11 protein-coding genes are annotated in these 11,310 nt (G+C 36.0%); 5 read left to right on the forward strand and 6 right to left on the reverse strand.

Translation table 11 applies throughout. The features are described from left to right. The 3 genes from Q4503_RS04430 to Q4503_RS04440 form a co-directional block, all read right to left on the reverse strand. Positions 1-465: an Lrp/AsnC family transcriptional regulator gene (locus tag Q4503_RS04430; protein ID WP_215972316.1), complete on the reverse strand. Its 465-nt coding sequence runs from the start codon at positions 463-465 to the stop codon at positions 1-3. 356 nt (positions 466-821) lie between these two features. Then, positions 822-1,259, reverse strand: coding sequence for a D-aminoacyl-tRNA deacylase (dtd, locus tag Q4503_RS04435; protein WP_215972315.1), 438 nt, complete (start codon positions 1,257-1,259; stop codon positions 822-824). Continuing rightward, positions 1,256-2,134 carry a virulence factor BrkB family protein gene (locus tag Q4503_RS04440; protein ID WP_215972314.1) on the reverse strand — a complete coding sequence of 293 codons (879 nt, stop codon included), beginning with the start codon at positions 2,132-2,134 and terminating at the stop codon, positions 1,256-1,258. Before Q4503_RS04440 ends, dtd begins: the two co-directional genes overlap by 4 nt. Positions 2,135-2,301: 167 nt before the next feature. Here Q4503_RS04440 and Q4503_RS04445 point away from each other — a divergent pair, with 167 nt between their 5' ends. After that, positions 2,302-2,526 carry a hypothetical protein gene (locus Q4503_RS04445; RefSeq protein ID WP_215972313.1) on the forward strand — a complete coding sequence of 75 codons (225 nt, stop codon included), beginning with the start codon at positions 2,302-2,304 and terminating at the stop codon, positions 2,524-2,526. A gap of 90 nt (positions 2,527-2,616) precedes the next feature. Here Q4503_RS04445 and typA read toward each other — a convergent pair whose 3' ends face one another. Continuing rightward, the gene (typA, locus tag Q4503_RS04450) at positions 2,617-4,434 is read right to left on the reverse strand and encodes a translational GTPase TypA (RefSeq protein WP_215972312.1); all 1,818 of its coding nucleotides are present in this window, start codon (positions 4,432-4,434) and stop codon (positions 2,617-2,619) included. Positions 4,435-4,818: 384 nt separating this feature from the next. Here typA and glnA point away from each other — a divergent pair, with 384 nt between their 5' ends. The 4 genes from glnA to glnG all read left to right on the forward strand — a co-directional run bounded on the left by glnA (position 4,819) and on the right by glnG (position 9,571). After that, positions 4,819-6,225, forward strand: a complete 1,407-nt coding sequence (glnA, locus tag Q4503_RS04455) for a glutamate--ammonia ligase (RefSeq protein WP_215972311.1) — start codon at positions 4,819-4,821, stop codon at positions 6,223-6,225. Between the two features lie 184 nt (positions 6,226-6,409). After that, on the forward strand, positions 6,410-6,925 hold the full coding sequence (locus tag Q4503_RS04460) for a DUF4124 domain-containing protein (RefSeq protein WP_215972310.1): 516 nt from the start codon (positions 6,410-6,412) through the stop codon (positions 6,923-6,925). A 109-nt stretch (positions 6,926-7,034) separates the two neighbouring features. Beyond that, the gene (gene glnL / locus Q4503_RS04465) at positions 7,035-8,108 is read left to right on the forward strand and encodes a nitrogen regulation protein NR(II) (RefSeq protein WP_215972309.1); all 1,074 of its coding nucleotides are present in this window, start codon (positions 7,035-7,037) and stop codon (positions 8,106-8,108) included. 62 nt (positions 8,109-8,170) lie between these two features. Then, positions 8,171-9,571, forward strand: a complete 1,401-nt coding sequence (glnG, locus tag Q4503_RS04470) for a nitrogen regulation protein NR(I) (protein ID WP_215972308.1) — start codon at positions 8,171-8,173, stop codon at positions 9,569-9,571. A gap of 4 nt (positions 9,572-9,575) precedes the next feature. Here glnG and Q4503_RS04475 read toward each other — a convergent pair whose 3' ends face one another. Together Q4503_RS04475 and epmA are read right to left on the reverse strand one after the other, a co-directional pair. Next, a complete protein-coding gene (locus Q4503_RS04475; RefSeq protein WP_303601487.1) occupies positions 9,576-9,959 on the reverse strand; it encodes a MerC domain-containing protein in 384 nt (127 codons plus the stop codon). Between the two features lie 196 nt (positions 9,960-10,155). Continuing rightward, a complete protein-coding gene (epmA, locus tag Q4503_RS04480) occupies positions 10,156-11,133 on the reverse strand; it encodes an elongation factor P--(R)-beta-lysine ligase (RefSeq protein WP_303601488.1) in 978 nt (325 codons plus the stop codon). Between the last annotated feature and the right edge of the window lie 177 nt (positions 11,134-11,310).

The following is an 11,310-nucleotide window of genomic DNA, read 5'->3' on the forward strand; positions in this document are numbered from 1 at the left end:
TTAAGATATCACCAATGGTAATTCTGTAGAGCGCTTAATCTCTTCCATGGCAAAACTAGAGGTAACATCGGTCAAGCTAGTCGCTCGAATAAAACGCTGATAAAAAGCATCATAACTAGCAATATCTTTAACCACGACACGTAGTAAATAATCATATTCACCACTCATGCGATAAAAATCAACCACTTCGGGAAAAGCTGATACAGTTTTAGAAAACTGCGCCAACCAATCGCTATCATGCTTGCTGGTTTTTACTTGCACAAAAACCGACACGCTTAGATCTAATAACTTAGCATCAAGCAAGGCGACTTTACGTTTAATAATTCCACTTTTCTCTAGTTTTTGTAGACGACGCCAGCATGGAGTTTTAGTTAATCCAACACGCTTAGCTAATTCATCAATCGCAATACTAACATCACGCTGAAGAATAGCAATAAGCCGCAAATCTATATCATTTAAGTGCATTCTGTACTACTTATTGTAATTATTTTAGAACAAAATAACCCAAGAGTATTGTGAAATCAAATTTAGAGAAAAGTTATGCCTAAAAAAGGCCTTTATGAGAAATACAATTTTCCTAAAAATCGTAAAAAAATATCAAAATTCATCATTTTTTATAAAAATTGATGAATTAAACTGAGGTTTAATTCAAGGTTGTATTGTTGTATAGGGTAGCAATTCAATAATATGCTAAGCATATTTACAGTACACCACCCATAAAAATGACATGATTAATGAATAAAAACACAGGCGAGTTTTTCTAATCATTAATATTTAGGTAATTAATTTTTAAGCAATTAATGACTGAAGACCATGAAAAATTAAATGGTTAACGTAAATGTTACTGGACCATCATTTAATAATTGCACTTTCATATCTGCGCCAAATTCACCTGTTGGTACGCTAAAACCTTTATCACGTAGCTGCTGACAAAAGAATTGATAAAGGCTCTTACTAAAGTCAGGCTTAGCTGCTGAAGTAAAGCTTGGTCGCATACCACTACTGGTATCTGCCGCTAAAGTAAATTGCGAGACAACTAAGATCTCGCCATTTGCTTGTTTGACATTCAAGTTCATTTTTCCATTTTCATCATTGAAAATCCGATAACCAGCAACTCGCTCGGCAAGACGTTTAGCTTTTGCTTGGGAATCTTCAGGCTCAACAGCTAAAAATACCAGTAAACCTTGGCCTATTTCACCTATTACTTCATTGTCAACGGTAACACTTGCTGAGCTTACTCTTTGAATTAACGCAATCATATTTGTGGGTTTTCCAATTCATTTTCTAGTTCGTATTCTTGTAACGACACTGTAATTACAGCGCCACCTAGTACAATTAGCCAAGATAAATATACCCATAAAAACAGAATAGGTACTATAGCTAACGCACCATATATTGCTTGATAAGAGGGAAATGCAGCTAAATATTCTGCAAATATTTTTTTAGCAAATTCAAATAAAATAGCCGCAACTAAAGCACCGAAAAAAGCATATTTAAATGGTACTGCTTTATTAGGCACTAACATATATAAAAGTACAAAAGCTGACATAGAAGACAAAATAGGTAATAACCTAAAAAGCTGATCAGTGATACCAAAATCATCCTCAACACCTATTGCTACTAGGGATACAATATAAGAAGAAATAGCAATGCTAGCCCCCACTAAAAGTGGCCCTAATGTCAGTATCATCCAATACATAGAAAATGAGGTGATAACACGGCGCTTTTGCGTTACTTGCCAAATATTATTGAACGTTTTATCAATAGAAGAAATCAGTAATAAGGCAACAACAAATAAAAAAGAGATCGCCACGGCTGACATTTTAGAAGCATTAGCTACAAATGACGCTAAATATTCTTGCACTACCCCGCTAGCTGCTGGTACAAAGTTGTCAAAAACTAATTGCTCAACACTTTTATGAATATCGGCAAAAATAGGAAATGCCGTTGCCACTGATAAGGCAACCACCATCAAAGGAACCAGCGACATCAAACTAACATAGGAAAGATGGCCGGCAACCACAGGTAATTGTGCTTGTTTGATACGCTTTAATAAATATTTAAAAAACGATAAATAATATCGCCAAGGTAGTGACTGTTTTACTTTTTCAAAAAATATGTATACGGAACTCATATATATACCAATAGGCTAATTTTTTACTCATTTTAGTAGATATGAGTAAGCTTAAAATAAACAAAACCATTTAATCATAGTTATTCTATATTTCATTAATTTACTGATTTTTTAATAGTAAATATTATATTATGATATCAGTAACTAATTTACTAGCAAGGTGTGTTATGTCAAAGCAAGGTTCTGGTGGCAATGTTATTGCTGCAATTTGTAATATCTTTTTTCCAGGTCTAGGCCAATTAGTACAAGGAAGACTTTTACCGGCAATTATATTCGCTATTGTTTGTGTTGGTGGGTATGCGCTGTGGTGGCTTATTATTCCTGCAATTATAGCCGCTATATTTCACTTATACTCTATTCTTGATGCTGCGACATTTAACAGTAATGGTTAATCAGCATTCATAATGTATTGATATTTTTCTAACAAAAAGGCCGATTGATTTAGCATCAATCGGCCTTTTTAGGTTAACTTAAGTAATTAATTACTTACCTGAACGACCTTCACGTTTACGATCATTCTCTTTTAAGAACTTTTTACGTATACGAATGCTTTCTGGTGTTACTTCTACTAATTCATCATTATCGATAAATTCTAATGCTTGCTCTAACGACATAATGATAGGCGGCGTTAATGTTTGTGCTTCATCAGTACCTGAAGAACGAACGTTAGTTAACTGCTTACCTTTAAGGGCGTTTACAGTTAAATCGTTATCACGACTATGAATACCAATAACTTGACCTTCATAAATATCAATACCGTGACCAATTAACATACGACCACGAGACTGTAAGTTAAAGATAGCGTTAGTTAATGCTTTACCGGTAGCATTAGCAATCATTACACCATTTTTACGTTGACCAATTTCGCCACCTTTATGAGGTCCGTATTCAAAGAATGTATGATAAATTAAACCTGAACCCGATGTTAATGTCATGAATTCAGTTTGGAAACCAATTAAACCACGACTTGGCATAATGAAATCCATACGAATACGACCAGTACCATCTGGTGCCATATCCGTTAATTCAGCTTTACGAACACCCATTCTTTCCATGATAGGACCTTGATGCTGTTCTTCAACATCAATAGTAACTGTTTCGTATGGTTCTTCTAATACACCATTTACTTCACGAATAATAACTTCTGGACGAGACACTGCTAGCTCAAAACCTTCACGGCGCATGTTTTCAATTAAAATACCTAAATGAAGCTCACCACGACCTGATACTTTAAATTTATCTGCATCTTCTAATTGCTCAACACGTAATGCAACGTTATGAATTAATTCTTTATCTAAACGATCTTTAATATTACGTGACGTTACAAATTTACCTTCTTTACCACAAAATGGTGAAGTGTTAACTTGGAAAGTCATGTTGATCGTAGGTTCATCAACTGATAATGCTGGTAAACCTTCAACAGAAGTAGGACAACAAATCGTATCTGAGATTTTTAATTCACCTAAACCTGTAATCGCAATAATGTCACCTGCAAAACCTTCTGCAACATCAAGACGTTCAAGTCCTAAGTAACCAAATACCTTGCCAACTTTAGCGTTATGTACGCCACCATTTGCCAATTTAATAGTTACTTGTTGATTTGGTTTAACAGAACCACGCGTAATACGACCAACACCAATTACACCTAAATATGAGCTGTAATCAAGTTGAGAAATTTGCATTTGAAATGGACCATCAGGATCAACTTCTGGTGAAGGCACTTCTTTAAGAATAGTATCAAACAATGGCGTCATATCTGTGCCAGTTTCACCTTCTTCAAGTGTAGCCCAACCATTAATTGCTGAAGCATAAACAACTTTAAAATCTAATTGTTCGTCTGTAGCACCAAGGTTGTCAAACAATTCAAAAACTTGATCCATAACCCAATCAGGTCGAGAGCCAGGCTTATCAACTTTATTGATAACAACAATTGGTTTTAAACCTTGAGCAAACGCTTTTTTCGTTACGAAACGCGTTTGTGGCATAGGACCTTCTTGCGCATCAACAATAAGTAAAACTGAATCTACCATTGACATTACACGTTCAACTTCACCACCAAAATCGGCATGGCCCGGAGTATCAACGATATTTACACGGTAACCGTTCCAGTTAATAGCCGTGTTTTTAGCTAAGATTGTGATACCACGTTCTTTTTCGATATCATTTGAATCCATTGTACGTTCTTCTAGGCCACCACGTACATCTAATGTACCTGATTGCTCTAATAACTTATCGACTAAAGTCGTTTTTCCGTGGTCAACGTGAGCAATAATTGCCACATTTCTTAATTTATCTAACACAGGCGTCTCGCTGTTTTATTATTATTTAATACCACAACAATACGCGGGGCTTAAATAACTAAGGCTTTAATTGGGCGCGTATTATACAGTTTTTTTATATTAAAAGATATTTTTTATGATAAACCTACTTTGTGACTGATTTGTGTCAAAATGGTACAAATAGTACATGAAAATTGCTCAAAATAAGATATAGTGGCTTTCGAACTAGTATTTTGCACCACAAAGATCCCACAACGCACTACAACCGTGCAAAGCGTTTTTTGTAAACTTTCTAAATCATTGTTTTGATTATGATTTATTATTGGCACAATATTAGCTTGTATATGTCAAAACTTTGGTTTGCATCAAAAGAAATTTAAAACTAACCCTCACTGGAGAGACAAAATGTCACAAGCAGTATTCGATTTAATTAAAGAACATGACGTCAAGTTTATTGACCTTCGTTTTACCGATACTAAAGGTAAAGAACAACATGTTTCTATCCCTCATCATCAAGTAACCGAAGATTTTTTTGAAGACGGTAAAATGTTCGATGGTTCTTCAATTCAAGGTTGGAAAGGAATTAACAAATCTGACATGGTATTAATGCCTGATGCAGATTCTGCTGTGTTAGACCCGTTTGCGGACGCTGTTACATTAAACATTCGTTGTGATGTAGTAGAACCAGATACAATGCAAGGTTACAGCCGTGACCCTCGCTCTGTAGCGAAACGTGCTGAAGAATACTTACGTTCTACCGGTATCGCTGATACTGTATTAATTGGTCCTGAGCCAGAATTCTTCTTATTTGATGACGTACGTTTCCACACTGATATCAGTGGTTCTTTCTTTAAAGTTGACGATAAAGAAGCATGTTGGAATTCAGGTACTGAATATGAAGAAGGTAACATGGGACATCGTCCTGGCCTTAAAGGCGGTTACTTCCCAGTTTCTCCAGTAGATTCTTCACAAGATATTCGTTCTGCTATGTGTTTAGTAATGGAAGATATGGGCTTAGTTGTTGAAGCGCATCACCATGAAGTAGCAACTGCTGGTCAAAACGAAATCGCTTGTCGTTTTAATACTATGGTATTAAAGGCTGATGAAGTACAAGTATATAAGTATGTTGTTCATAACGTTGCTCATGCTTACGGTAAAACAGCAACATTTATGCCGAAGCCATTAGTTGGTGATAACGGCTCTGGTATGCACGTTCATCAATCTCTTGCTAAAGATGGTGTTAACTTATTCTCTGGTGATAAATACGGTGGATTGTCTGAAATGGCTCTTTACTACATTGGTGGTATCATCAAGCATGCTAAAGCACTTAATGCATTTACTAACCCTGCAACTAACTCATACAAACGTTTAGTTCCACATTTTGAAGCACCTATCATGCTAGCGTACTCAGCGGCTAACCGTTCAGCTTCAATTCGTATCCCAGTAGTTCCAACACCAAAAGCAACACGTATCGAAGTTCGTTTCCCTGATCCAGCAGCTAACCCTTACTTAGCATTCTCTGCTATGTTAATGGCTGGTCTTGACGGTATCAAAAACAAGATCCACCCTGGTGATGCTATGGATAAAGATCTGTATGACCTTCCAGCTGAAGAAGCAGCAGCAATACCACAAGTTGCAACATCATTAACTGAAGCATTAGATGCTTTAGCTGAAGATAACGAATTCTTAACTGCTGGTGGCGTTATGGATATCGATATGATCAATGCTTACATTGACCTTAAACGTGCTGATTGTGAGTTATTAAATACTTCAACTCACCCAGTAGAATTTGGTATGTACTACAGCGTTTAAGCCCTGGTAGTTATACTTTTAGAGCCTTGGCTTTAAATCAAAAAGCTCACTTCGGTGAGCTTTTTTGTGCTCAAAATATTTATAGTAGTAAAGTTACAAGTTTTTGTATAAATTATAACTACTGATGCCTCACATTATCGTGTGTTTGGATATATCTAAAGGAACAAGATATACTTGATAAATTATGATTAAATTTTTATTACTAATATTACTTATATCCATAATTGCGCCGGTAAACGCGAGTACCACTAAAATATATCTTTGGCGTAATGAAGCTGGCCAACTAGTCTACTCAGACACCCCTTCACCTGGCGCAGAAGAAGTAAAAACTAATCCAGGCCATGTTATTGAATCATCTAGTTCGATAGATATACAACTACTTGATATTCAAAAAGAGATAGTACCTGAAGATTATCAAATCATTATTAATCACCCTAAAAATCATGACACAATTCGTGATAATACCGGCTCTATCCTTATTAGCGCTATGATACAACCAAGATTTAAACGTGGTTTAAAAGTACAACTAATTTTAGACGGTGAAGCTTATCAAACTCCTCAAAATCACACCCAATTCTCTCTTAGAAATATTGATCGCGGTGAACACCAAATAAAAATGCAAGTATTTAACGAAGAAGGCAAGGTAATTGCATTATCTGACCCTATAACGTTTTATATGCATCGAGCATCTATTAATTAGTGAAAATTAGCACTAAATAGCCGTATTTAGCCCTGCAAATAAAACCTTTCTAGAATATACTAAATTTAAAGCACCAAATCAGTGCACCCCAGTATAAGTATGAGACTTTATGTTGCACACAAGACAAGATATCCAACGACTTAAATTAAGTTACCAACAAACACTCGCGAATCAGTTAGTGACTGCGGTACTAATACTCGACCAAAAATTAAATATTTGTTACTTAAATCCTGCGGCTGAAGCCTTGTTAATAAAAAGTTTGTATAAACTATATGGCAGCCCTTTTGATTTAATTTTCGAAAATACGTCAATAACTAAATCACGTTTAGAACAGCTGCTCACGACAGGGCAAGAATTTACTGATAGCGAAATAGTGATAGAGTTTAATAAAACTCACCGCTTCACCGCAGAAGTAACCGCGTCGTCAGTAGAGTTTTATCGCATTCCTCACATTCTGATTGAGTTCAAACAAATTGACCAACAAAAACAAATCAGCCTTGAAATATTTCAACAGCAGCAATGGATTGCTGCTCGTGACTTAATTAAGGGGTTAGCACATGAAATTAAAAACCCACTTGGCGGTCTTCGTGGTGCTGCTCAACTGTTAAATAAAGAGCTTGATGAAGAACAACAAGAATACACTGCCATGATCATAGAGCAAGCTGACAGGTTAACTAACTTAGTTGATCGGCTATTAGGTCCAAATCAATTACCACAAGTTAAAAGCTATAATATTCATTCTGTGCTAGAGAAAGTATGCCAAGTGGTTAATTTTTCAAGTGAGCAAGAAATAGAGTTAAAACGTGATTATGATCCCTCAATTCCTAACATAGAATGTGATCAAGAAAAAATACAGCAAGCAGTATTAAACATTGTTAATAATGCTATTCAAGCAATAAGCCCCGAAAATAAAATTACCCTAAAAACACGAATAGCCAGTAATGCAACTATTAATGGTAAACAAATAAAATTAGCGGTAAAAATTAGCATTATTGATGATGGGCCAGGTATTCCTGAAAAAATACAAGACACTTTATTTTACCCTATGGTATCCGGTCGCTCAAATGGAACCGGTTTAGGTTTATCTATTTCACAAACTTTAATAAATCAACACCAAGGCAAGCTCTCTTGCCGAAGTCGTCCTGGGCATACAGAGTTTATAATTCTTCTCCCCTTAAGCTGAGACTAAGTTTTTATTAGGACGCTACTAACACAACTTTAAAAATTAACGCAAGAGAATACACAATGATCACTGAACAAGTATGGATAGTTGATGACGACAGCTCAATTCGCTGGGTTTTAGAAAAAGCCTTTACTAAAGCTAATATTAGTACGGCTTCATTTGAAAGCGCTAGTAATTTATTAATAGCGCTCGATCATGATCAACCTGAGGTTATTATATCTGATATAAGGATGCCTGATATCGACGGTATGACCCTACTTAATACTATTAGTAAGGATCACCCACATATCCCGGTTATCATCATGACGGCTCACTCTGATCTAGATAGTGCAGTTAATGCCTATCAAGGTGGGGCTTTCGAATATTTACCTAAACCTTTTGATATGGATGAAGCCGTTACCCTAGCAAAACGGGCACTAACCCATGCACAAGAGCAAAATGCAAAAAATCAACAAAATGATGTGACCCCGCTTACGGCAGGGTTAATTGGTGAAGCACCAGCAATGCAGGAAGTATTCCGAGCTATTGGTCGCTTATCACGCTCAAGTATCAGTGTGCTAATTAATGGTGAGTCAGGTACAGGTAAAGAATTAGTTGCTCACGCTTTGCATTCTCATAGCCCTCGTTCTCAAGCTCCCTTTATTCCTTTAAATATGGCTGCTATACCTAAAGATCTTATTGAGTCTGAGCTATTTGGTCATGAAAAAGGCGCATTCACCGGAGCCAATTCTGTGCGTCAAGGAAGGTTTGAGCAAGCACATGGTGGGACTTTATTTCTTGATGAAATTGGTGATATGCCACTGGAAATTCAAACCCGTTTGTTACGCGTACTATCAGATGGTCAATTCTACCGCGTTGGTGGGCATTCACCAGTCCAGGTTGATGTACGTATTATCGCCGCAACTCATCAAAACTTAGAGGATCGTGTTAATAGCAATGAATTTAGAGAAGATTTATTTCATCGCCTTAATGTAATTCGTATTCAGCTTCCTAGCTTACGAGAAAGAAAGGAAGATATAGTCCAACTAAGTCAACACTTTCTCAAACAAGCTGCCAACGAACTGAGCGTTGAACCTAAAACCATCAGCAAGAAAGCAGCAGCATTCTTAGAGCAATTTCAATGGCCTGGCAATGTAAGACAACTCGAAAATATTTGTCGATTTCTTACGGTAATGGCCAGTGGTCAGGAAATACTATTAGAAGATTTGCCAAGCGAGCTTACTGAAAAAACAGTACCAACAAACAGCAATAACACATCATGGCAATCAGCACTTAGCGATTGGATGGATCAAGAATTAGCACAAGGAAGTAATGCAATATTAGAAGTAGCTATGCCTGAATTTGAAAAAATAATGTTAGAGCGTGCGTTGATATTTACTCAAGGCCACAAACAAGATGCAGCCAAGAAATTAGGTTGGGGAAGAAATACATTAACCAGAAAACTAAAAGAATTAGATTTATAAGTAATTAAGAAGGGCTACATGTCTCATCGTCACATTGCTTACAATTATTACATAACTTAAGGTTAATAAAATGTGCGGCGATGATTAGGCTTGCGCCACCCGCAATAAAATAGATTTCTAATGCTTCCGAAAAATCATGTTTTATCCAATAAAGAGCAATACCTAAATAGAGCAAGTAAAAGGGGTATAATCGTCTATGATAACGTTTAAACCCCGAAAACAAGGCTATTGTTCCTAAAGCAGCAGTCATTAGTAAAAAGACATGCTCCCAAGTATGATCAGCTAAAAAGCTCAAACCTAATAATGGTAAAATGGGCAGTAAAATAGGCAAAAGTATGCAATGTAATGCACATAATGAAGTTGCTGTAATACCTATTCGATCTAACATGGTTTTTCACTTTTCAAATAAAACATAAACAATACTAACGTTCATACATTGCTGTCTATAAGAGTCAGACGACACTATGGTATAGAAAACTATTTCCTACAAATATTACACTGATGAACAATACGGTAACTCACTTTACTATAATACCACGATTGATATGTTATAACATTAATAAAATTACTCTGATGATAAATTACTAAGCACTCCCTATGGGAAAAGTTATCACTTGTTCAATATGCTCTATCTTCAAAGCCAACATAATTAAGCGATCAACACCTAATGCGACACCTGCACATTGAGGTAAACCATGTGATAATGCAGAAATAAAATTTTCATCAATAACTTTCTCTGGCAAGCTTAACACTGCTCTTTTTTTATTATCTTCTTGAAAACGTTGGACTTGAGTTTCATGACTGGTTAACTCATTAAAACCGTTCACTAATTCTATCCCTTGATAATAACATTCAAAACGTTGTGCCACCCTATTATCATCAGGACATAATTTAGCTAAAGATGCTTGTGAGCTTGGAAAATTATAAACAAAACACGGCTCATTTTGTCCTATTACTGGCTCAATTATTTCACAAAAAATAAACTGTAGTAAAATATCATTGTCATCTTCATTTACTAACCAATCGCTTAATTTATTATTACGACTAATGACCGTAAGTAAATCATCACGAGAAGCAGTTAATGGGTCAAGAGCGGTATATTCAATGAATAACTCTTGATACGTTTTCTTGATAGGCTCAGCACAGTGCAAAGTCGTTTTTAACAACTCTCCTACTTCAGCCATTAGGTCAAAGTGATCAAAATTAATTCGATACCATTCCAGTAAAGTAAATTCTGGATTATGATATTTACCAAATGCTTCATGACGAAATGCTTTAGCTATTTGAAAAATACAACCATAACCAGAAGCTAATAAACGCTTCATGTGAAACTCTGGAGACGTTTGCAAATACAAAGGAATTGCTTGATTTATAGGACTGTCAGAAAGGAAGTTGTAACGGCAACTTAATCCCTCTAAATGTACATCAGTAACCGTTGCTTGAGATAAAGAAGGTGTTTCCACTTCAAGAACATTACGTTCTGCAAAAAAATCCCTGATTTGCTGTAATATCTTTGCACGTTTTTGTGCATTCTCCCAAGAGAGAGTTGACTGCCAAGACATGATGATCCTTTATTAGCTTTTATATTTTCTTTTTTAAAAATAAAAAAGGCCGCAGAAGCGACCTTTTTTATTCATTAACCTTTTGTGTTCGCTAACCAACAGGTTAACTACAATAAAGTGTTAATTACTCGATGATTGCAGATACAACACCAGCACCAACAGTACGACCACCTTCAC

This window comes from Colwellia sp. 6_MG-2023 (assembly GCF_030547765.1).
GTDB lineage: Bacteria > Pseudomonadota > Gammaproteobacteria > Enterobacterales > Alteromonadaceae > Colwellia.

Bases quoted from the DNA above. Each gene is read 5' to 3' on its own strand.
- Q4503_RS04430 (WP_215972316.1), bottom strand. From the start codon at position 465: ATGCACTTAAATGATATAGATTTGCGGCTTATTGCTATTCTTCAGCGT.
- dtd (WP_215972315.1), bottom strand. From the start codon at position 1,259: ATGATTGCGTTAATTCAAAGAGTAAGCTCAGCAAGTGTTACCGTTGAC.
- Q4503_RS04440 (WP_215972314.1), bottom strand. From the start codon at position 2,134: ATGAGTTCCGTATACATATTTTTTGAAAAAGTAAAACAGTCACTACCT.
- Q4503_RS04445 (WP_215972313.1), top strand. From the start codon at position 2,302: ATGTCAAAGCAAGGTTCTGGTGGCAATGTTATTGCTGCAATTTGTAAT.
- glnA (WP_215972311.1), top strand. From the start codon at position 4,819: ATGTCACAAGCAGTATTCGATTTAATTAAAGAACATGACGTCAAGTTT.
- Q4503_RS04460 (WP_215972310.1), top strand. From the start codon at position 6,410: ATGATTAAATTTTTATTACTAATATTACTTATATCCATAATTGCGCCG.
- glnL (WP_215972309.1), top strand. From the start codon at position 7,035: ATGTTGCACACAAGACAAGATATCCAACGACTTAAATTAAGTTACCAA.
- glnG (WP_215972308.1), top strand. From the start codon at position 8,171: ATGATCACTGAACAAGTATGGATAGTTGATGACGACAGCTCAATTCGC.
- Q4503_RS04475 (WP_303601487.1), bottom strand. From the start codon at position 9,959: ATGTTAGATCGAATAGGTATTACAGCAACTTCATTATGTGCATTACAT.
- epmA (WP_303601488.1), bottom strand. From the start codon at position 11,133: ATGTCTTGGCAGTCAACTCTCTCTTGGGAGAATGCACAAAAACGTGCA.